At 70.8% G+C, this 20,477-nt stretch carries 17 protein-coding genes; 7 read left to right on the top strand and 10 right to left on the bottom strand.

The window, feature by feature from the left end; all coding sequences use genetic code 11:
- Window positions 1-35 precede the first annotated feature (35 nt).
- The 5 genes from ACIBVQ_RS08745 to ACIBVQ_RS08725 form a co-directional block, all read right to left on the bottom strand.
- Window positions 36-950, bottom strand: a complete 915-nt coding sequence (locus ACIBVQ_RS08745; RefSeq protein WP_399176492.1) for an FAD binding domain-containing protein — start codon at window positions 948-950, stop codon at window positions 36-38.
- Window positions 947-3,577: a xanthine dehydrogenase family protein molybdopterin-binding subunit gene (locus tag ACIBVQ_RS08740; protein ID WP_399176490.1), complete on the bottom strand. Its 2,631-nt coding sequence runs from the start codon at window positions 3,575-3,577 to the stop codon at window positions 947-949. Before ACIBVQ_RS08740 ends, ACIBVQ_RS08745 begins: the two co-directional genes overlap by 4 nt.
- Window positions 3,574-4,059, bottom strand: coding sequence for a (2Fe-2S)-binding protein (locus ACIBVQ_RS08735; RefSeq protein ID WP_352010104.1), 486 nt, complete (start codon window positions 4,057-4,059; stop codon window positions 3,574-3,576). The genes ACIBVQ_RS08740 and ACIBVQ_RS08735 overlap by 4 nt, the downstream gene beginning before the upstream one ends.
- An 831-nt stretch (window positions 4,060-4,890) precedes the next feature.
- Window positions 4,891-5,097 (bottom strand): hypothetical protein, encoded by a 207-nt coding sequence (locus ACIBVQ_RS08730; protein ID WP_352010103.1) that lies wholly within the window; start codon window positions 5,095-5,097, stop codon window positions 4,891-4,893.
- Window positions 5,087-6,790, bottom strand: a complete 1,704-nt coding sequence (locus tag ACIBVQ_RS08725; protein ID WP_399176488.1) for a PspC domain-containing protein — start codon at window positions 6,788-6,790, stop codon at window positions 5,087-5,089. Before ACIBVQ_RS08725 ends, ACIBVQ_RS08730 begins: the two co-directional genes overlap by 11 nt.
- 142 nt (window positions 6,791-6,932) lie before the next feature.
- Between ACIBVQ_RS08725 and ACIBVQ_RS08720 the strand changes: the two genes are divergently transcribed.
- The 5 genes from ACIBVQ_RS08720 to ACIBVQ_RS08700 all read left to right on the top strand — a co-directional run bounded on the left by ACIBVQ_RS08720 (window position 6,933) and on the right by ACIBVQ_RS08700 (window position 11,559).
- Window positions 6,933-8,147 carry a PspC domain-containing protein gene (locus tag ACIBVQ_RS08720; RefSeq protein ID WP_352010101.1) on the top strand — a complete coding sequence of 405 codons (1,215 nt, stop codon included), beginning with the start codon at window positions 6,933-6,935 and terminating at the stop codon, window positions 8,145-8,147.
- Between the two features lie 4 nt (window positions 8,148-8,151).
- On the top strand, window positions 8,152-8,790 hold the full coding sequence (locus ACIBVQ_RS08715; RefSeq protein ID WP_352010100.1) for a response regulator transcription factor: 639 nt from the start codon (window positions 8,152-8,154) through the stop codon (window positions 8,788-8,790).
- Between the two features lie 38 nt (window positions 8,791-8,828).
- Complete coding sequence (locus tag ACIBVQ_RS08710) at window positions 8,829-10,307, top strand: glutamate--cysteine ligase (protein ID WP_399176486.1); 1,479 nt, start codon at window positions 8,829-8,831, stop codon at window positions 10,305-10,307.
- A gap of 146 nt (window positions 10,308-10,453) precedes the next feature.
- Window positions 10,454-10,717, top strand: coding sequence for a WhiB family transcriptional regulator (locus ACIBVQ_RS08705; RefSeq protein ID WP_352010098.1), 264 nt, complete (start codon window positions 10,454-10,456; stop codon window positions 10,715-10,717).
- Window positions 10,718-10,749: 32 nt separating this feature from the next.
- Entirely contained in the window at window positions 10,750-11,559 is an 810-nt protein-coding gene (locus ACIBVQ_RS08700) for a CPBP family intramembrane glutamic endopeptidase (protein ID WP_362916149.1), read from the top strand.
- A 120-nt stretch (window positions 11,560-11,679) separates the two neighbouring features.
- Here ACIBVQ_RS08700 and ACIBVQ_RS08695 read toward each other — a convergent pair whose 3' ends face one another.
- Both ACIBVQ_RS08695 and ACIBVQ_RS08690 read right to left on the bottom strand, forming a co-directional pair.
- Window positions 11,680-13,182, bottom strand: coding sequence for a M1 family metallopeptidase (locus ACIBVQ_RS08695; protein ID WP_362916147.1), 1,503 nt, complete (start codon window positions 13,180-13,182; stop codon window positions 11,680-11,682).
- A 249-nt stretch (window positions 13,183-13,431) separates the two neighbouring features.
- The gene (locus ACIBVQ_RS08690) at window positions 13,432-14,151 is read right to left on the bottom strand and encodes a PIG-L deacetylase family protein (RefSeq protein WP_352010095.1); all 720 of its coding nucleotides are present in this window, start codon (window positions 14,149-14,151) and stop codon (window positions 13,432-13,434) included.
- Between the two features lie 140 nt (window positions 14,152-14,291).
- Between ACIBVQ_RS08690 and pcrA the strand changes: the two genes are divergently transcribed.
- Window positions 14,292-16,517, top strand: a complete 2,226-nt coding sequence (pcrA, locus tag ACIBVQ_RS08685; RefSeq protein ID WP_399176682.1) for a DNA helicase PcrA — start codon at window positions 14,292-14,294, stop codon at window positions 16,515-16,517.
- A 7-nt stretch (window positions 16,518-16,524) separates the two neighbouring features.
- Here the strand turns inward: pcrA and ACIBVQ_RS08680 are convergent, their stop codons facing one another.
- The 3 genes from ACIBVQ_RS08680 to ACIBVQ_RS08670 form a co-directional block, all read right to left on the bottom strand.
- Window positions 16,525-17,412 carry a hypothetical protein gene (locus ACIBVQ_RS08680; protein ID WP_399176483.1) on the bottom strand — a complete coding sequence of 296 codons (888 nt, stop codon included), beginning with the start codon at window positions 17,410-17,412 and terminating at the stop codon, window positions 16,525-16,527.
- A gap of 133 nt (window positions 17,413-17,545) precedes the next feature.
- The gene (locus ACIBVQ_RS08675; protein WP_399176481.1) at window positions 17,546-18,478 is read right to left on the bottom strand and encodes a hypothetical protein; all 933 of its coding nucleotides are present in this window, start codon (window positions 18,476-18,478) and stop codon (window positions 17,546-17,548) included.
- Between the two features lie 450 nt (window positions 18,479-18,928).
- Window positions 18,929-19,879 (bottom strand): hypothetical protein, encoded by a 951-nt coding sequence (locus tag ACIBVQ_RS08670; protein WP_399176479.1) that lies wholly within the window; start codon window positions 19,877-19,879, stop codon window positions 18,929-18,931.
- A gap of 174 nt (window positions 19,880-20,053) precedes the next feature.
- Between ACIBVQ_RS08670 and ACIBVQ_RS08665 the strand changes: the two genes are divergently transcribed.
- Complete coding sequence (locus ACIBVQ_RS08665; RefSeq protein WP_184712787.1) at window positions 20,054-20,461, top strand: cobalamin B12-binding domain-containing protein; 408 nt, start codon at window positions 20,054-20,056, stop codon at window positions 20,459-20,461.
- Window positions 20,462-20,477: the final 16 nt, after the last annotated feature.

The raw sequence follows: 20,477 nt of genomic DNA, 5'->3' as shown, positions 1-20,477 counted from the left end.
TCACCACTCACACGCCGGAGGCCGGGGCCCGGGACTCAGCGGCCCGCCGCGACGACCGCCCTGCGGGTCAGCACCCGGGCCAGATGACGCCGGTAGGCGGGGTCCCCGTGCAGGTCGGTGGGCGGGGAGGTGCCCTCGTCCGCCAGGTCACAGGCATGCCTGAGCCGCTCCCCGCCCGAGGCGGGCCCCCCGGAACCCGAGGACCCGGGGCCCGGGGGCGTGACGGGGGCACCCACGAGCGCGGCCTCTGCCGCCCGTGCCCGCACCGGGGCCGGGCCCATGTTGGTCAGCGCGATCCGCGCCTCCTCGACCACCCCACCGTCCTCGCCGAGCCGTACGGCCGCCGCCACCCCCACGGTGGCCCAGGACTGCGCGGTCCGGTGGAACTTCTCGTAGTGGAAACCCCAGCCTGGGCCGAGTTTGGGCACCCGCGCCCCGACGAGCACCTCGCCGGGTTCGAGCGCGGACTCCAGATAGTCCACGAAGAAGCCGGCGGCGGGGATCTCCCGTTCCCCCTCGCCCGACCTGACGACCAGCACGCAGTCGAGCGCCAGGGCGACGGCGGGCAGGTCCCCCGCCGGGTCGGCGTGGGCCAGGGAACCGCCGAACGTACCGCGGTGCCGTACCGCGGGGTCGGCGACGGTGGCCGTGGCCAGCGCGAGCAGCGGGACCAGCTCCCTGACGACCTCCGAGCGCAGCACCTCGTCATGGGTGGTGAGCGCGCCGACGAACACGTGGTCGCCCCGGTCCTCGACACCGCGCAGCTCGGCCAGCCGCCCCACGTCGACCAGCGCCGACGGGTAGGCCAGCCGCAGGCGCAGCAGAGGCAGCAGCGACTGGCCGCCCGCCAGCACCTTGACGTCCTCACCCGCCTCGTCGGCCTCGGCGAGCACCCGGCACGCCTCGTCGAGAGAGCCGGGCCTGACGTAGTCGAACGGCGCCGGAATCATCGGGCACCCCCCTCGAAGCCCTCCGGACCGCCGGAGGTCCGGCCCCCCTCCGAAACCCCGGCGGCGTCGGAGCCCACCGAAGTCGCAAAGGCCCCGAAGGCGCCCAAGGTCCCCGAAGCGCCGGAACCCTCCGGAGCCCCGGAGGTCATGGCCCGCCAGACGCGCTCCGGGGTGCACGGCATCCGCACGTCGTGCACGCCGTACGGGCGCAGGGCGTCGACGACCGCGTTGACCACGGCGGGGGTCGAGGCGATCGTGCCCGCCTCCCCGACGCCCTTGACTCCCAGCGGGTTGCTGGTCGCGGGGGTCTCCGTCCTGGCGGTGACGAACTCCGGCAGGTCGGCCGCCGACGGGATCAGGTAGTCGGCCATCGTCGTGGTGAGCAGGTTGCCCTCCACGTCGTGGATCGCCTCCTCGAACAGCGCCTGCCCGACGCCCTGTGCGATGCCGCCGTGCACCTGGCCCTCGACGATCAGCGGGTTCACCACGAACCCCACGTCGTCGACGGCGACGTACGACCTGATCACGGTCCCGCCGGTCTCGGTGTCCACCTCGACCGCGCACAGATGGGTGCCGTGCGGGAAGGAGAAGTTCTCCGGGTCGAAGGTCGTCTCGGCGTCCAGGCCGGGTTCGACGCCGTCCGGCAGGTCGTGCGCGGCGAAGGCGGCCAGCGCGACCTCCTGGATGGTCCGTCCCTGTGTGGTCCCGCGCACCCGGAACGACCCGTCGGCGAACTCGACGTCCTGCGCCGAGGCCTCAAGCATGTGGGCGGCCAGCTCCCGCGCCCTGTCCTTCACCTTCTCGCAGGCCGACAGTACGGCGACGCCCCCGACGACCAGCGATCGGGAGCCGTAGGTGTCCATGCCCTTGTGCGAGACCGCCGTGTCGCCGTGCAGCACCGAGACGTCCTCGAACGGCACGCCGAGCGCGTCGGCCGCGATCTGGCTCCAGGCCGTCTCGTGCCCCTGGCCGTGCGGGCTCGTCCCGGTCACCACCTCCACCTTGCCGGTCGGCAGCACCCTGACCGAGGCGTGCTCCCAGCCGCCCGCGCCGTAGTTGAGCGAGCCCAGCACCCGCGAGGGCGCGATGCCGCACATCTCGGTGAAGGTCGAGACGCCGATGCCGAGCTGCACCGGGTCGCGCTCCGCCCGCCGCCGCGCCTGTTCCGCCCTGAGCGCGTCGTAGCCGAACAGCTCAAGCGCCCGGTCCGTCGCGGCCTCGTAGTTCCCCGAGTCGTAGGTCAGGCCGCAGACCGTGGTGTAGGGGAACTCCTCATGGGTGATCCAGTTGCGGCGCCGTACCTCGACGGGGTCGAGACCGAGTTCGTGGGCCAGCTCGTCCATGGCCCGCTCGATGGCGAAGGTGGCCTCGGGGCGCCCCGCGCCCCGGTAGGCGTCGGTCGGCATCTTGGTGGTGAAGACGCCCGTGCAGGTGAAGTCGTAGGCGTTCATCTTGTAGACGCCGCCGTACATGAACGCCCCGAGCAGCGGCACCCCCGGCGTGACCAGCATCAGATAGGCGCCCATGTCGGCCAGCAGCTCGACCTGTACGGCCCGCAGCCGCCCGTCCCGTTCGGCGGCGAGCCGGATCCGCTGGAGCTGGTCACGGCCGTGGTGCACGGTCAGGTTCCCCTCGGACCGGGACTCCGTCCACTTCACCGGCCTGCCGAGCCTGCGGGTCAGCAGCAGCGCGAGGACCTCCTCCGCGGTCACCTGGAGCTTGGACCCGAAACCGCCGCCCACATCGGGGGCGATCACCCGCAGCCGGTGCTCGGGGATGCCGGTGGTCATGGCCAGCATCACCCGCAGCACGTGCGGGATCTGGGTCGCCGAGTACAGGGTGAAGGAGTCGCCGTCGGTCGTCGCGACCACGGCCCTCGGCTCCATCGCGGTCGGGATGAGCCGCTGCTGGACGTAGGAGCGATCGACGACAACCGGCGCGTCACGGAAGGCCGCCTCGACGTCCCCCTGGGAGAAACGCCAGGTGAAGGCCCTGTTCCCGGTCTCGTGGACCTTCGGGGAACCCTCGGTGAGCGCCTCGGCCATGTCCACGACCGCTGCGAGCGGCTCGTAGTCGATCTCGATGTCCTCCAGGGCGTCGGCGGCGGCGTAACGGTCGGTCGCCACCACGCAGGCGACCGCCTCGCCGACGTAGCGGACCTCGTCGACCGCCATCGGCGGGTGGTCGGGGATGACGACGTCCTCGGTGACCGGCCACGCGCACGGCAGGCTGCCCTGCTCGCCGGCGAAGTCCTGACCGTGGAACGCGGCCACCACACCGGGCCGGGAACGCGCGGCGGAGGTGTCGACCCGGGTGATCCTGGCGTGCGCCATCGGAGCGCGCAGGAACGCCACGTACAGCATGCCGGGAAGCTGGATGTTGTCGGTCCAGGTGGTCCTCCCGGTGACCAGCCGGGCGTCCTCCTTACGTCTCCGCGCCCTGCCGACCTCACGGCCCTCGTCGACCTCACGGCCCTCGTCGGCCTCGTGGTCCTCATCGGGTTCGTGGTTTCGGGGGAGGGCTGCCGGATTCTCCGGTCCGTGTCCCTGAGGCTCGTGGCCCCTGCCGGTCTCGCGACTCCCGCGGGGGGTGCCGGGCCGGTCGTTCTCGGTGGTCCGCTCGGTCATGGCGTTCCGGCCTCCCGTCCCGCCATCTCGCGGGCGCCGCGCCGTACGGCCCTGACGATGGTGGTGTATCCGGTGCAGCGGCACAGGTTGCCCTCAAGGCCCCGGCGCACCGCCTCCTCCGACGGGTCCGGGTCGTTCCTGACCAGGTCGATCGCGGCCATGATCATGCCGGGGGTGCAGTAGCCGCACTGCAGCGCGTGCTCGGCGTGGAAGGCCTTCTGCATGGGGTGCCACTCCGGCCCCCTGGCGAGACCCTCGATCGTGACGACCTCACCCCCGTCGGCCTGTACGGCCAGCACGGAGCAGCTCTTGACGCTGACGCCGTCGAGCATGACGGTGCAGGCGCCGCAGTTGCCGGTGTCACAGCCGATCGGGGTCCCGGTTCTGCCGAGCCGGTCCCTGAGCAGATGGACGAGCAGCAGACGCGGCTCGACCTCCTCCTCATAGGTGACCTCGTCAACGGTGACGGTGATCCGAGGCATCGACCCTCCCGATGCACCTGTGGCGGCCCGGAAGGCAGAGCCGGACAAACGTATACGTACCTCCCTGTTTCTGCCCGCCAGTCTTCCCCTTCAAGCAGGCGAATCCACAGCTCAGGGCCGTGGAACCCACGATGTCGACCGGCCGCGTGTCCTCGACGCCTCCTCGCACGGAGGCGTGATCGGCGCCCGGTCGATCCACCGGCCGGTGTCCCGCGTGACGTCGGCCTCCCCGATCTCCGTCGGGACGCGGTTGAGACCCGGGATCGGGGCGGGCCTGTCAGGCGCTCCGGTCCTCGACGGCCGCGTTCTCGGGCGTCGAGAAAGGCCCACACCGCCGGGGCGGCCTGGAGACCCGTACCGGACGCCGTAGGGGCGTGAACGACCGATCAGGGATCGGCCCGCCCGTCGCCGAATCGAACGCCCGAAGCCGCCGGCCGGACTTCAGGCCGCTTCACGATCCGAACGAAACCGAGCCCCGAGAGCACCGGACAACGCCCCATGCCACCCGGAATTCGGACACCCCAGCCATAGAAAGTCTCGGCCCACACTTTTCCGCCCCGGCGCGAGAGGTTTCTGCCAGGACTTTCCCGGTGCCAAGCGAGAGGTTTGATCTTGGCCTTACCGGCGCCAAGTGTGAGGAGTGTCGGCTTGGGCGCGTCGGCGTCTGGACTGAGGAACGCAGGAGCGCAGCGACGCAGTGACGAGGGAAGACGCCGACTCGGAGCGCCCAAGCCCCGCGACGCCGCCAGGCGGAGCAAGGAGACACAGTGACGAGGGAAGACGCCGACCCGAAGCGCCCAAGCCCCGCGACGCCGCCAGGCGTCGCAAATGCTAACGCCGTACCGCCCGAGCCAAGATCGCCGCGAACCCCGCCAGCCCCAGCCCGCCGAGGACCACCGGGAGCATGACCAGGGGTTCGATGTCGGGCAGGGTGATGAAGAGGATGCCGGTGACGATGAACAGCAGGCCGCTGAGCAGGGCCATCCAGTCCGTGCGGTGCACCCGTCGGCGCACCTCGGGCTCGTTGTCAGGCCGCACGCCGTACCTCCACGTCTCCGATGCCCGCCTTGACGTCGAGCACGATGGTCGGTGCGTCGCCCTTGGGCTGGACCTCGGGCTCCAGGATCTTGTCGTAGCGGATGTCGGCGCCGCCCTCGACCAGGTGGTCGATCTTGACTTCGCCGATCTTGGTGTAAGCCCTGACCTCGACCCTGGCGGTCGGGGGAAGGATCACGCGGAGCTCGCCCACGGAGATGGAGGCGGCGAGGACGGTTCGCGACCCGGGGGTCAGGGGCAGTTCGCTCAGGTCGAGGGTGCCTTCGCCGACGCCCACCGCGTAGGAGGGGGCCATGTCGGCCATGCTGGTCGGCTCCCAGTGGTAGCTGCCGAACTTCCTCGGCATGCCGGTGAGCGTCGATCCGGCGACGAGGGCGAGCGCGAGGACGGTGCCCACGGCGACCAGGGCGGTGCCCCTGCCGAACCAGGCGGCGACCAGCAGGCCCGCGCCGATGGTGATGAGCATCGCGCCACCGACGGCCGTCATGTTCACAGATCCGGACGGGGACTGGGCCGCCACGATGATTCCTCCGACGATCAGGGCCAGGAACATGGTGATGACCCCGACGAACGTTCTTGGGCGCCTGGGCCTGGCCGTCTTCTGCGGCGGCGGGCCGTACATGGGCGGGCCGTAGGGAGAGTACGGCTGCTGCCGCCTGCTGGGGTCGAGCGGGCGGTAGGGGCCGTAGGGGGAGAACGGTTCTCCCGAGGAGTCGAAGGGCATCCGCGTCGCGGTGTACGGCCCGCTGGAGGCCGCCCGCACGGTTCTGTCGGCCCCGGGCGGGGTGTGCGCCGCGTTGACGGTCGTCTCGTCCGCGTACGGCCGGGCCGCCACGGGGGGCTCGGGGGCTTCGGGCGCCTCGGGAGCGACAGGGGCCGCGGGCGCAGGGGGAGCCGCAGGGGCCGGCGACATGGATGTCTCAGGGGCCTCGGGCACCGGAGGAGCCTCGGATGCCGTGGCGGCAGGAGCCGTGGGTGTCTCGGGCGCCGGGGGGACCTCGGAACTCTCGGAGACCGGAGGCACGGGTGCTTCGGTCGTGTCCTGGTGGGGCCGTGGGTACGGCTGCGCCACGGGACCCTGGGGCGCGCCGTACGGCTCCCCGGAGGGAGGCGGCGCGGAGGAGGGCCTGAAGGAGAAGCCGGGAGGGTTGGCGAAGGACGGGGGAGCCGGGGGGTGGAAGGCCCGGTGCGGGCGGAGCCGTTCGGGCAGGGAGCGGGTGACGGCCAGCAGGTCGACGCCGCGCGAGTGGGCGGTGAGCAGCGCGATGGCGAACAGCGTGCCGACCACGACGGTGCCGGTGCCGATGCCGTCCGAGGACAGGTTGATGATCAGGCCGACGGCGAAGACGCCGGCCAGCAGGGCCAGGACGGTCTCGCTGTCGAAGTCACGCCTGGTCCACTGCTCCATGTAGCCGGGGCCGCCGTTGGTCTCCCGCATGAGCAGGAACGCCGCGATGTAGAGCATGACGCCGATGCCCGACCCCAGCACCAGTACGGCGAAGCCCACCCGGAACAGCACCGGGTCGACCCCCGTGTGGCGGCCGAGTCCCGCGCAGACACCGGTGAGCATCCGGCCCTCTTCGGCGCGCCCGAGCGTCCTGTTCCGCTGGGACGAGGCAGATGGCGAGTCGGGCGGGCTGCTCGCCGGGTCCTGCGCGTTCCCGGTGTCGTTCATGTGTCCATCGTGGCCTGGCCGGGGTGGTGGTCGCATCCGGGAGACCCCTGAGTCGTCCCCTACCGAACGAGCCTTCCTCAGGGTCCCGTCAGGGGAACGCCGGATGCGGAGATACCGTCCTACATGTGACGATGCTGGGGATATGGCTGACAGAACGATGATTCGCGACGCGGCGCCCGCGACCTCGGAGGAACCCGCCTCCCCCCGGCTGATGCGGCCGGTCGAGGGGCGGCTGTTCGCGGGTGTCGCCCAGGGCGCGGCCGCCCAGCTCGGGCTTGACCCGGTGGTGCTGCGGCTGGCCTTCGTGCTGCTCACGGTCCTGGATGGGATCGGCGCCGTGGCCTACGCGGCGCTGTGGATGTTCACGCCGCGCGAGCCGTACGAGGGCAGGGAGCCGGCGAGGGACTGGAGCCAGCTGGCCGCCTACGGCGCGATCGGCATGGCGCTGCTGGCCCTGGGGTGGCTCACCGGCGCCTCAGCGGGGGGGATCGGCGCGTGGCCGATCGCGGTCGGCGGCATCGGCTCGCTGATCCTGTGGCAGCAGGCCGACCCCGACCGGCGGCGGCGCTGGATGTCCACCACGGTCGGGCAGGTGCGCCAGAACCGGGTCCGCACGTTCGTCGGCCTCGGGCTGGTGGTCGTCGGGGCGATCGGCTTCCTGGCGGCGACCAACGAGCTGGGCAGCGCCCGCCCCGGCATCATGTTCACGCTGGTGGTCGTCGGTGGGGTCGCGCTCATCGCGGCGCCGTGGCTGGCGGCCCTGTGGAAGGAGCTCCAGCGGGAGCGGCGCGAGCGCATCCGGCAGGAGGAGCGGGCCGAGTTCGCCGCGCACGTGCACGACTCCGTCCTGCACACGCTGACGCTGATCCAGCGCAACGCGCACGACTCCCGTGAGGTGATGCGGCTGGCCCGTTCCCAGGAGCGTGAGCTGCGCAACTGGCTCTACCAGCCCAAGCAGGACGCCGACGCCTCGGTCGCGGCGGCCGTGCGGCGGGTGGCGGCCGAGGAGGAGGACGCGCACGGCGTGCCCATCGAGATCGTCTGCGTCGGCGACTGCCCGCTGACCCCGGAGCTGTCGGCGATGATGCAGGCGGCGAGACAGGCTATGGTCAACGCCGCGAAGTATTCCGGCTCGCCGGTCATCTCCGTCTACGCCGAGGCGGAGCCGGAGGAGGTCGTCATCTTCGTCCGGGACCGGGGTGTCGGCTTCGACATGAAGGACGTCCCGGAGGACCGGATGGGCATCCGCCAGTCGATCATCGGCAGGATGGAGCGCAACGGGGGCAGTGCCCGGGTCAGGACCGAGCCGGGCGAGGGTACGGAAGTGATGCTGACCATGAAACTGGAGAAGGTGTGAGCGCGTGAGCACCGTCAGGGTTCTGATCGTCGACGACCACCGGCTCTTCCGCTCGGGCGTCCGCGCCGAGCTGGGCGACTCGGTCGAGGTGATCGGTGAGGCCGAGGACGTGGAGTCGGCGGTCAAGGCCATCGCCGAGCTGCAGCCCGACGTGGTGCTGCTGGATGTGCACATGCCGGGCGGCGGCGGCCAGGAGGTGCTGCGCCGGGTGCTCGGGTCGGGTTCGCCGGTACGGTTCCTGGCCCTTTCCGTCTCCGACGCGGCCGAGGACGTCATCGGCGTGATCCGGGGTGGCGCGAGGGGCTACGTCACCAAGACCATCAGCGGGCGTGAGCTGACCGACGCGATCCGCAGGGTCGCCGAGGGCGACGCGGTCTTCTCCCCGCGTCTGGCGGGTTTCGTGCTGGACGCCTTCGCCTCCAGCGAGGCCCCGCCGATCGACCCCGAACTCGACTCGCTGACCCAGCGGGAGCGTGAGGTGCTGCGCCTGATCGCCAGGGGCTACGCCTACAAGGAGATCGCGAAGGAGCTGTTCATCTCGGTGAAGACGGTTGAGACGCACGTTTCGTCCGTCCTGCGTAAGCTTCAGCTCTCCAACAGGCACGAACTGTCACGATGGGCGACCGCGCGCCGTCTGGTGTGATCTGTACTATATGTAACTTATGTGCGACTCTGCGATGTATGGGTCGTGACGTACCTGCCATGGTGTTCAGCCGGGAGGACCGCCGACGCTACCGGGACAAGATCCGGCGGTCCCTCGACGCGCTGGCGCGGATGCTGCGTGAGTTCAGGTTCGAGGCCGACAGGCCACGGGCGGGTCTGGAGATAGAGCTCAACCTGGTCGACGACCGGGGTGAGCCCACGATGAAGAACGCCGAGGTGCTGGCGGCGATCGCCCAACCGGACTGGGCGACGGAGCTGGGCCAGTTCAACGTCGAGATCAACGTCCTGCCCGAGCCGCTTGAGGGGGACGGCGCCGTACGCCTGGAGAAGGCGGTGCGCGACCGGCTCAACCACGCCGAGGAGCGGGCCGACACGGTCGGCGGCCACCTGGTGATGGTCGGGATCCTGCCCACGCTGCGCGAGAGCGACGTGCACGAGGGGACGCTGTCGGCCAACCCCCGCTACCGGCTGCTCAACGAGCAGATCTTCGCGGCCAGGGGTGAGGACATGCACCTGTCGATCGAGGGCGGGGAGAGCCTCGACACCTACGCCGACAGCATCACGCCCGAGGCCGCCTGCACGAGCCTCCAGCTCCACCTCCAGGTGGCGCCCTCGGCGTTCGCGGCCACCTGGAACGCCGCCCAGGCCGTCGCCGGGCCGCAGGTGGCGGTCGCGGCCAACTCGCCCTTCCTGTTCGGCAGGCTCCTGTGGCAGGAGACCAGGATCCCGCTGTTCGAGCAGGCGACCGACACCCGTCCCGTCGAGCTGCGGGCCCAGGGGGTGCGGCCGAGGGTGTGGTTCGGCGAACGGTGGATCACCTCGGTCTTCGACCTGTTCGAGGAGAACGTCCGCTACTTCCCGCCGCTGCTGCCCCTGTGCGAGGAGGCGGACCCGCAGGAGGAACTCGACCGGGGCGTCCCGCCCGAACTGGCCGAGCTGACTCTGCACAACGGGACCGTCTACCGCTGGAACCGGCCGATCTACGCGGTCGTGGACGGCGTCCCGCACCTGAGGGTGGAGAACCGGGTGCTGCCCGCCGGGCCCTCGGTGGCCGACATCGCGGCGAACGCGGCCTTCTACTACGGCCTCATGCGCGTGCTCACCGAGGCCGAGCGGCCGATCTGGACGCGCATGCCCTTCTCCGCCGCGCGGGACAACCTGCACTCCGCCGCCAGGCACGGTCTCGGCGCCCGCCTCTACTGGCCGGGGGAGGGCGAGGTGACCGCCTCGGACCTGATCCTGCGCCGCCTGCTGCCGATCGCCGACGAGGGCCTCCGGCTGCGGGGCGTGGACGCGGAGATACGCGACAGGCTGCTCACCATCGTCGAACGGCGGTGCGTGACGGGCAGGACCGGGGCCAGGTGGCAGACCGGCACGGTCGAGGCCCTTGAGGCGACCGACTGCCTCGACCGGCACGAGGCGCTGCGCCGGATGACCCTGCGCTACATCGAGCACATGCACACCAACGAGCCGGTCCACGCCTGGCCCCTGAACTGAGCCCCTGAACCGAGCCCCTGTCCGGAGCACCGTTCTGGGCGCCGGGTACGCCGCGGCGCCTACCCGGAAATCCGCCACGAGGTTGATGTCGGCGTCACCCCGGTCCGCCTAGTCTGTTGATCGGTGGTCCACCAGGGGGTGATGTCATGCGGAAGATGGTCGGGGAGATCGGCTGGGCCGTACGGGGGGCGTGTCGTGCGAGCGATCCCGAGCTGTTCTTCCCGCTGGCGCAGGCGGTCGAACAGGAGGCGCGGGCGAAGGCGGTCTGCTCCGGCTGCCCGGTCCTGGGCGAGTGCCGTGCCTACGCGCTGAGGGCGGCCGAACCCGAGGGCATCTGGGGTGGTCTCACCGTTCAGGAACGGCGCGGGCTGCGCTTCCCGGCAGGGTGGCGGCGGCCCGAGGCCGGATGACCCATCCCGGAACTGGCAGGGACGGAGGCGGGATGACGCGACGCGTGCATCCGGAGAGCATGGGCTTCAGGACCTTCAAGGCGGTACGGCGGGCGGCGCGCGAGCGGGTCGCGCCCGTCAGGCAGCGGCAGCGGGCCGCGCTGGCGGGGGCGGTCGCCGTGCTGGCGGCGGCCAACGTGCTCAACAACCGGGTCGCGCCGAGGCTGGCCCCGCTGACCTCGGCCGCCACGGTCGGCGTCCTGCTCGCGGTCGCCCGCCGCCGTGGGGTCTCCTGGTCGGAGGTCGGCTTCCAGGAGGGTTCCCGCGGCCTGTTGATCGGGGGCGTCCTGGCCTCCGCGGTCGCCGGGGCCTACGGGGTGGGGATCGCGCTGCCCGCCACCCGCGGGTTCTTCCGCGACGAGCGGGCGCTGGCGCTCTCACCGGCCAGGGTGGCCGAGGAGGCCCTGATCCAGGTGCCGTTCGGCACGGTCCTGCTTGAGGAGGTCGGCTTCCGCGGGGTGGTGCACGCCCTCGTCGCCCGTTCGCACGGGCCCGTCACGGCGACCGCGGTCTCCTCGGCCCTGTTCGGCCTCTGGCACGTGCTGCCCGCGATCGACATGCTGACCGCGAACCCGGCCCTCGGTCGCCTGGCCGCGGGGGAGGACCCCACGCCGGGCAAGCCGTCCACGCGGGAGGTCTCCCGGGCGGTCGCCGGTTCCGTGGTCGCGACGGCGCTCGCCGGGGTCGTGTTCTGCGAGCTACGGCGCAGGGGAGGCCTGGCCGCGCCGTCGCTGCTGCACGTGGCGACCAACTCGCTCGGCTACCTGTTCGCGCGGCTGGCCCCCGCCGACACCTCTCGCTGACGTGACGGTCCCCGCGCCCTGAGAGGGACACGGGGACCGTGGGACGTGCGTGCTCAGCGGATTCCTTTGGGTGCGTGAACGGCATCCCTCCTTTCCGTGTTCCGCGCCGGGACGCGCGGGTCAGTGTTCGGCGTGGTCGGACAGGCCCTCGCGCTGGATCTTCTTCCAGGACCGGGGCTCCTGGAGCGGGCCGGTGGGGGCGGCGCTGCGGGCGTTGGCCGCCACCGGGGGCGAGGCGGGCTTGCCCGCGGTGAACAGCCAGGTCCTGAACAGGTCGTCCAGCGGCCTGCCGGCCAGGCGTCCGGCGTAGGCGACGAAGTCCTCGACGCGGGCGTTGCCGTACTTGTTGGCCACGGGCCAGCCCTTGAGGATCTTGAAGAAGGTCTGGTCGCCGACCTCGCCGCGCAGGGCCTGCAGGGCGATGGCGCCCCGGTTGTACACCGCGGCGTGGAACTGGTTCTCAGCACCCGGGTCGCCCGGCCTGACCTGCCAGAACGGGTTGTCCGCCGGGTAGAAGCCGTAGGTGTAGGCGGCCAGTTCCGCGGCCGTCCCCTCGCCCTCCTTCTCCGACCAGAGCCACTCGGCGTAACGTGCGAAGCCCTCGTTGAGCCAGATGTCGCGCCAGGTCCTCACCGAGACGTCGTCGCCGAACCACTGGTGCGCCTGCTCGTGCACCACCACGTAGGGGTTGGCCCCGCTGCGGAAGTGACGCGGGCTGTAGAAGGGCCTGGTCTGGGTCTCCAGGGCGTAGCCGGTGGGCACGTTGGGGACGTAGCCGCCGATCGCGTCGAACGGGTAGGGGCCGAAGACCCCGGTCTCCCAGTCGAGGATCTCCGCGGCGCGCCCGACGCTCGCCTTGGCCGCGCCCTCGTCGGCGCCGAGGTCCCTGCTGTAGGCGCTGAAGACCGGAAGGCCGCTCTCCGTGGTGTCCGTGACGATCTCGAACCTGCCGACCGCGAGGGTGGTCAGGTAGGTCGCCTGGGGCTTGGAGGAACGCCAGTTGTAGCGGGTCCAGCCGAGGCGGGAGACGGCCGACTGCAGCGTGCCGTTGCTGATGGCCTGGGTGCCGTCGGGGACGAGGACGGAGACGTCGTAGGTCGCCTTGTCCGAGGGGTGGTCGTTGCTCGGGAACCACCACCAGGAGCCCTCGGGCTCGCCCGCCGCCACACCGCCGTCGGGGGTGCGCAGCCAGGGGTTGATGCCGTTGACCGTCACCTGGGACGGCGTGCCCGCGTATCTCACCACGACGGTGACGGGCTGGTTCCTGCGCAGGGGCAGCGCCGGGGTGATCTCAAGCTCGTGGGCGCCGGACCGGGCGAAGGTCGCCTTGCGGTTGTTGACCAGGACCTCGCTGACCGTCAGCGCGAAGTCGAGGTTGAAGCGGGTCAGGTCCTGGGTCGCGGTGGCCGTGATGGTCGCCGTGCCCTCCAAGTGGTCGTCGGCGGGCTGGTATTTCAGTCTCAGGTCGTAGTGGGCGACGTCGTATCCGCCGTTGCCGTAGTCGGGGTAGTAGGGGTCGCCGACCCCCGGCGCGCCCTGGCCCGCGGTGACGGCACCGGCTGGCAGGCTCGTGAACATGCCGGCGAGGGCGACGACTGCGGTGGCGAGGACTTTCTTGCGCACGTTTGTCTCCATCCGGTCGTTAAGCATGCATTACCTACCTGAATACTAGGTAATGTGGGCAAAGCTTACAAGAGACGAACGCGATCGTGGTCTCAGACGGTCAGGACACGCTGCGGCCTTCTCGGACTCCTTCGCGGTCACCGCGGTCGTAAGACGGTCTCCGGGCACTCGACGCGGACGGGAGGAGGCCGCCCGCCCACGCGAGCGGCCTCGGACTCCGCCGAAGGGGTACGGCTCGCAGGCCGGAGGTCAGACGGTCAGGACGCGCTGGAAGGCCTCCGCGTAACGGCCCTCGCCGAAGCCCGCCGTGACCGCAGTCTGGCCGAACCGGTCGCGCACGAAGCCGTCGAGGTCGTCCATGTGACTCACCTGGCTGGCGTGGGCGCGCAGCGCGTTGATCTTGCGGTCCACGGTCTCGGTGATGTCCACGTGGTGGTCCGGGGTCGGCGAGCCGTTGAGCCAGACCTCCCTGACCGTCCACGCCTCAAGACCCTCCTGGAGGAGGAGCTCGGGGAAGGCGTAGGGGTTGCGGGCGTCGGGGTAGACGGCGTCGAGCGCGGCCCCGCCGACGGCCCGGTGGTCGGGGTGGCTGGGGGCGACGAAACGGTAGTTGCGCTCCGGCGAGTGGGTGATCACCAGGTCGGGCCTGACCTGGCGGATGACCCGGGCGATGTCACGCCGCAGGTCGAGACTCTGCACCACGGAGCCGTCCGGGTAGCCCAGGAAACGCACGTCGGTCACGCCGACGGCCTTGGCGGCCGCGGTCTGCTCGCCACGGCGCAACTCGGCCATCCCGCCGTTGTCCACCTCCCGGTCGAAGCCCCCCGCGTCGCCGTCCGTGACGACGCAGTACGTCACCTCGACACCACGGTCGGTGAAACGCGCGATCGAGCCCGCCGCGCCGAAGTCGACGTCGTCAGGGTGGGCGGTGACCACGAGCACCCGCTCGATCTCGCTCTCCGACAACATGTGCGCCCCCTCGTGTCGTTCACGTACTGATGAATTCTCATAACCGTCCACCGGCCCGCCCACATTCCTGGACCCGGCTGTCGGCGGGCCGCCTTACCCTAGGGGACGTGTCGATCCCAGCCGCTCCCCTGACCCACCCGTTGCTCGACGGGCTCAATCCCCAGCAGCGTGAGGCCGTCGTGCACCACGGCGCCCCCCTGCTCATCGTCGCGGGCGCGGGCTCCGGCAAGACACGGGTGCTGACGCACCGCATCGCCTACCTCCTGGCCGAGCGTGACGTCAGGCCGCAGGAGATCCTGGCCATCACCTTCACCAACAAGGCCGCCAGGGAGATGAAGGACCGGATCGACGCCCTCATCGGCCCGCGTTCGGCCTCGATGTGGGTGATGACCTTCCACAGCGCGTGCGTGCGCATCCTGCGCAGGGAGGCCAAGCGGCTCGGCTTCCCCACGAGCTTCTCCATCTACGACCAGGCCGACTCCCAGCGGCTGATGGCCATGGTCTGCAGGGAGATGGACCTCGACCCCAAGCGTTACCCGCCGCGCTCCTTCTCGGCGCAGGTCAGCAACTTCAAGAACGAGCTGATCGACTACGAGACGGCCGCGGCCCAGGCGGGCACCCACCTGGAGCGCACCCTCGCCGAGGCCTACCGCAACTACCAGCGCAGGCTCACCGAGGCCGGCGCGATGGACTTCGACGACCTCATCATGCTGACGGTCACGCTGTTGCAGATCTTCCCCGACGTCGCCGAGCACTACCGGCGCCGCTGGCGGCACGTCATGGTCGACGAGTACCAGGACACCAACCACGCCCAGTACACCCTGGTCAGAGAGCTGGTCGGCTCTCCCGAGCTGGTCACCGCGGACGGCGAGGTGGTCAGGGAGGGCACCGTCGACCCCGCCGAGCTGTGCGTCGTCGGCGACGCCGACCAGTCGATCTACGCCTTCCGCGGCGCGACGATCCGCAACATCCTGGAGTTCGAGCGCGACTACCCCGACGCCAGGACGATCCTGCTCGAACAGAACTACCGCTCGACCCAGACGATCCTCAGCGCGGCGAACGCGGTGATCTCGCGCAACGAGAGCCGCAAGCCGAAGAACCTCTGGTCCGACCAGGGCGCGGGGCCGAAGATCATCGGTTACGTCGCGGACAACGAGCACGACGAGGCCATGTTCGTCGCCCAGGAGGTGGACAGGCTCGCCGACGACGAGGAGGTCGTCCCCGGCCAGGTGGCCGTGTTCTACCGCACCAACGCGGCCTCCCGGGTCTTCGAGGAGATCTTCATCAGGACCGGCCTGCCGTACAAGGTGGTCGGAGGGGTGCGCTTCTACGAGCGCAAGGAGGTCCGCGACCTGCTGGCCTACCTCAGGGCCCTGGCCAACCCGAACGACGTGGTCTCACTGCGCCGCATCCTCAACGTGCCCAAGCGCGGCATCGGCGAGCGGGCCGAGGCCATGGTCGAGGCGTTCGCCTCCCGTGAGCGCGTCTCGTTCTGGGAGGGGCTGCGCCGGGCCGACGAGGCACCGGGCATGGCCACCCGCTCGCTCAACGCGATCAAGGACTTCGTCGCGCTGCTCGACGGCCTGCTCGCCAAGGCGGAGACGACGCCGCCCTCGGAGCTGGCCCAGGAGGTGCTTGAGGCCACCGGCTACCGCGCCGAGCTGGCCGCCTCGGAGGACCCGCAGGACGAGAGCCGCCTGGAGAACCTCGACGAGATGGTCTCGGTCGCCTCCGAGTTCGAGGAGGCCAACCCCGAGGGCACGCTGGTCGAGTTCCTCGAACAGGTCTCGCTGGTGGCCGACGCCGACCAGATCCCGGCCGGTGACGGAGGCCAGGGTGTGGTCACGCTGATGACGCTGCACACGGCCAAGGGGCTGGAGTTCCCCGTGGTCTTCCTGACCGGCATGGAGGACGGCGTCTTCCCGCACATGCGTTCGCTGGGCGAGCCCAAGGAGCTTGAGGAGGAGCGCAGACTGGCCTACGTCGGCATCACCCGGGCCGAACGGCGGCTGTACCTCTCCCGCGCCGCCGTCCGCAGCTCCTGGGGCGCCCCCGCCTTCAACCCGGCCTCCCGGTTCGTCACCGAGATCCCGGCCGACCTGGTCGAGTGGCGCGGCGATCCCGGCAAGAGCGCCTGGAGCGCCGCGACGACCCGCCGTGAGGCACGTCCCGCCCAGCCAAGGAAGTCAGGCGGGCGGCAGGTCCCCAACCTGGCCCCCGGCGACCGGGTCACCCACGACCAGTTCGGCCTGGGCACGGTCGTCTCGGTCGACGGGGTGGCGGAGAAGACCAAGGCGAAGATCGACTTCGGTAGCGGCGGGGAGAAGACCCTGCTGCTGACCTACGCGCCGATCGAGAAGCTCTGACCCCGGTTCACCCGGTGAACAGGTTGTTGAGGGAGACGTTCCCGGGGTCGGCGTCGCCGATCCTCAGCTCGTCGAAGTCGGCGACCTCGGCGGCGGGCGGGGCCTTGAGCGTCGAGCGCAGGCCCCAGCCGCCGTACTGGGTGTCGTTGAGATAGGTGACGTCGACGCTGGTCAGGCCCCGTACGGACTGGACGTACGACGAGACGGCACGCCGGGGGAGCTGGTCGGCGCCGAGATAGAGCCGCCAGCTCACCTTGAGCGGGGCCGACTTGGCCGAGGGCTTGGCCCCGAGCACCGCGCGGGCCGACGGGGAGATCCGGTACAGCTCGCCCAGGGTGAAGGAGCCGGAGCGGACGACGGTCCTGGTGCCGTCCAGGGTGCCGCCGGGACGGCCCGGGCCCGCGTGGGCGAGCGCGGCCCGCAGCGTCGCGGGCTCCAGGGGGTTGAACAGCCGCTGCGCGGGGTTGGTCGTGGAGAGGACGTCGTCACGGCTGCGCAGCCACTTCTTCCCCTCGGGAAGGGAACCGGCGTAGACGCCGCCCTGGGTGTAGGAGACACCCTTCACGGTGACCGTCCGGGAGGGGGCGAACGGCTCGGAGGGCGTGCCCTCCTCGGCGGGCAGCTCGAAGGAACCGGTCAGGTCGGACGCCACGACCCCCGAGGGGCCGAACTCCAGCACGCCCTTGACCCGGCCGTACACCGTGCGCGGGTTTCCGCCGTCGCCGACGAGCTTGGCCCTTTCGACGATCCTCACCCCGTGCCCGGCCTTGAACCGCCCCTTCAACGCCGCCACGGGATCGGCGGCGAGGGCGTTGGCGGGCGGGGCCGCCACCAGCAGGGGGAATGCCAGGGCCGTGAGGGCGGCACCGGTCAGGACGGCGGTCGTTCGCCTCATCGAGAAGATCCTCCCGGGGTGTCCCCGCGTCGTCGCAGGGGGGTGAGGAGATTGTCGCCCACCCAGGGGATCAACGAGACGTGCCCGGCGGACACGGTCCGCCGGGCACGTACATGTTCGCCGTCTTTCCGGATCAGTGGTTCCGGGCAGAGCCCGTCCCCGGGCGGTCGACGAAGGAGTTCACCTGACCGCGCAGGATCGAGACCTGGGCCTCGGGCTTGGTCAGCTGCAGGTCCTTGAGCTCGGCGACGGTCTCGGGCTCGGGCGCCTCGATCGACACGATGCTGCCCCAGCCGCTGTAGACGGTGTCGTAGACCGTCGTCGTCCTCTTGCCCTGGGTGTAGCTGGTCGTCAGGCGCCTGGGGAGCTGGTCGGCGCCGACGTAGAGCTTCCAGTTCATCACGGTCTTGCCCGCGGTCTCGGTCAGTGCGGTGCTCTGCGAGGCGCGGAACCACGGCGAGACCTTGGCCAGTTCACCCCAGGTGATCTTCCCGGCGTAGAACCCGGCGCGCTTGGTGGTGGCGTGCGCGAGCAGCGCCTTGAGCGTCGTGGGCTCGGCGGCGTTGACCGACTGGGTCACCGCGCCGACTATGCCGAGTGTGTCCTGGGGGAAGCGGATCCAGGTCTTGCCCTCGGGGATGAACTCGCCGAAGGCGCCACCCGAGACGTAGGTCGTCTTTCCGAGGCGGACCACCTGCTCGGGCTTGGTCATGGCCTTGACCAGTCTGATGAAGGGGTCCTCCTCACCGTCCTCGCCGGGGCTGGAGAACTCCTCAATCATCTTGAGGGTCTCCTCGTCGATCCGGTACTTCCCGGTCTGGTCGGACGCGACGACACCTGAAGGGCCGAACTGCAGGACGCCCTTACGGTCGGCGGCGATCGTGCTCTTCTGGCCCTTGGCGTAGATCTTCGTCTTGTCGACGAAGGTCACACCCTGGCCGCTGACGAGCTTGCTCTTCAGCGCGGCGACCGGGTCGGCGGCCTTGGCGTGCGCGGTCGACGCGAGCGCGGGGACGCTCACCACGGCCATGGCCGCGCACGCCAGACCGGCAATGTATCGCTTCAAAGGGGGATTCCTCCTGGATATACCCTCCGCCCCGTTCGGGAGGGTTCAGGGTATTCATATCAGATATGATCATCATAAAATGCGATATCTGATGGCTTATTCGTAGTTAGTTGTGAATATTTGGTGCAGTGTCTTTCCGGTCACCTTCCGTGAGCCCCGCCGCCGCCCTCGCCCACTCAGCACCGCCCAGGACCAGGCAGACGCGTGAGCCGTACGGCGGGCGGCCGGAGCGGGGCGGCGGGGCGGTGACGGGGCGTGGCGTCCGACAGGCGAGTGCGGCGCCGAACCGGGCGGGACGCGGCGTCCAACCGAGACGGACGGGAATGCCACCGGAGGCGATATGCGAAAGGCCTGCTCGGAGAGAACGGCCGGGCATTCGGCGGCCGTGATTCGCTTTCCGCCTTTATGGATTCCGCGGTTGCACGCGAGATCCGGTGAGCCCGGCGGTCGTCAACCGCGGCCGGAGGCGCCGACGGCCGACTCCCGGTTCTCGACGGGGGCATCGACGACGGGGGCCTCGACATCGGAGGTCCCGGCGTCGCCTCGGGGGGACGGCGCGTCCTCGCGTCCGGCACCCGACCTGGCCCCCTCGGCGGGGGAGTTCGGCGTGCGCTCGATCGCGGCGCCTGAGCCGAGGTGACGGGCGTCGACGACCTGGTCCGCGGGCGGGGCGGTCACGACGATCCCGGTGCCCCAGCCGGTGTAGCGGATGTCGTCACTGCCGTGCGGGTCCTTGGTCACCAGGCGGGTGGGCAGCCCGCGGGTGTCGAGCCACAGCCGCCAGCCGACCGAAAGGCGGCCCGTCTCGACGGGCAGCGTGTAGCCCCGGCGCTCCCTGAAGGAGGGGGAGGCGTCGTACAACCGCTTCAGGGTGACCGTGCCCCGGTACTGGACACCGCCCTTGTACGGCAGGCGGTCCTTCGCGGTGCGAAGCAGGAGGCCCAGGGTTGAGGGTTCGAGCGCGTTGACCGCCTGGTCGCCGAGGAGGACCTCCCAGCGGGTGTTCCTGCGGGTGTCGCTGACCCAGGCCTTGCCGTGGGGGAGCCGGTCCGCGAAACGGGGGGAGGAGGTGTAGTTCACCCCGCCGACGGTGATCACACGCTCCGCGCGCAGTTCGGTTCTGCCGCCGGAGACGGTTCTTGAGACGTCCCGCCGTACGACGTCCAGGCCCGCGAGACCCGAGGGGGACAGGCGCAGGACACCCGTGCGGCGCGAGCTCAGGGTGCCGCCCGCCGAGGGGGCCTGGCCCGACTCGGCGATGCGGACGCCGTCCCAGGACGCCAGCCGTTGCCTGAGCGCCTTCACCGGGTCGACGGCGGCGGCCTGCGCGGCGGCCGGAGCCGTGATGGTCAGCGCCGGCGCGAGCAGCGCCGCGGCCAGCGGGGCGATCCATCGCCTCATGGGGTTCACCGTCCTGTACATCAGTTTTCACAAGGGGAGGGAAAGGCATCATTCCAGACAATGATCATGAATGTGTCGAGATTTCCGGTGGTCCCGTGAAATCCGGCGGGGCATCGCCGGTTACGCTGCGAACAGCTCTTCCGTAGCGCGTGGAGCGCGGACAAGGAGGTCTGCATGGAAGCCGAGTCGAGGATTCGCGTGGTCATCGCCAAACCCGGCCTTGACGGGCACGACCGGGGCGTGAAGATCGTGGCGCGGGCACTGCGGGACGCCGGGATGGAGGTCGTCTACACCGGCCTGCACCAGACGCCCGAGCAGATCGTGCGCACCGCCATCCAGGAGGACGCCGCGGCGGTCGGTCTCTCCGTCCTGTCCGGGGCGCACATGACACTCTTCGCCAAGGTCATCGAGCTGCTGGCGGAGAACGACGCGAGCGACATCGTGGTGTTCGGCGGCGGCATCATCCCCGATGAGGACATGCCCGAGCTGGAGCGCATGGGGGTCGCCCGGGTCTTCACCCCGGGAGCGACCACCCAGGAGATCGTCGATTGGGTGCGAAGCGCGATCCCGTCCCGCGTATGATTCCGTCCCGCGCGAA

It is taken from the genome of Streptosporangium sp. NPDC049376 (assembly GCF_044466505.1).
Taxonomy (GTDB): domain Bacteria; phylum Actinomycetota; class Actinomycetes; order Streptosporangiales; family Streptosporangiaceae; genus Streptosporangium.
Note: the sequence above shows the minus strand (reverse complement) of the source record. Positions and strands in the feature narration are given on the sequence as shown.

Coding starts and splice junctions, on each gene's coding strand:
- ACIBVQ_RS08665 (WP_184712787.1), top strand. CDS start 20,054: ATGGAAGCCGAGTCGAGGATTCGCGTGGTCATCGCCAAACCCGGCCTT.
- ACIBVQ_RS08700 (WP_362916149.1), top strand. CDS start 10,750: ATGACGCGACGCGTGCATCCGGAGAGCATGGGCTTCAGGACCTTCAAG.
- ACIBVQ_RS08740 (WP_399176490.1), bottom strand. CDS start 3,577: ATGACCGAGCGGACCACCGAGAACGACCGGCCCGGCACCCCCCGCGGG.
- ACIBVQ_RS08710 (WP_399176486.1), top strand. CDS start 8,829: ATGGGTCGTGACGTACCTGCCATGGTGTTCAGCCGGGAGGACCGCCGA.
- ACIBVQ_RS08690 (WP_352010095.1), bottom strand. CDS start 14,151: ATGTTGTCGGAGAGCGAGATCGAGCGGGTGCTCGTGGTCACCGCCCAC.
- ACIBVQ_RS08720 (WP_352010101.1), top strand. CDS start 6,933: ATGGCTGACAGAACGATGATTCGCGACGCGGCGCCCGCGACCTCGGAG.
- ACIBVQ_RS08745 (WP_399176492.1), bottom strand. CDS start 950: ATGATTCCGGCGCCGTTCGACTACGTCAGGCCCGGCTCTCTCGACGAG.
- ACIBVQ_RS08735 (WP_352010104.1), bottom strand. CDS start 4,059: ATGCCTCGGATCACCGTCACCGTTGACGAGGTCACCTATGAGGAGGAG.
- ACIBVQ_RS08670 (WP_399176479.1), bottom strand. CDS start 19,879: ATGAGGCGATGGATCGCCCCGCTGGCCGCGGCGCTGCTCGCGCCGGCG.
- ACIBVQ_RS08705 (WP_352010098.1), top strand. CDS start 10,454: ATGCGGAAGATGGTCGGGGAGATCGGCTGGGCCGTACGGGGGGCGTGT.
- ACIBVQ_RS08725 (WP_399176488.1), bottom strand. CDS start 6,790: ATGAACGACACCGGGAACGCGCAGGACCCGGCGAGCAGCCCGCCCGAC.
- ACIBVQ_RS08680 (WP_399176483.1), bottom strand. CDS start 17,412: ATGAGGCGAACGACCGCCGTCCTGACCGGTGCCGCCCTCACGGCCCTG.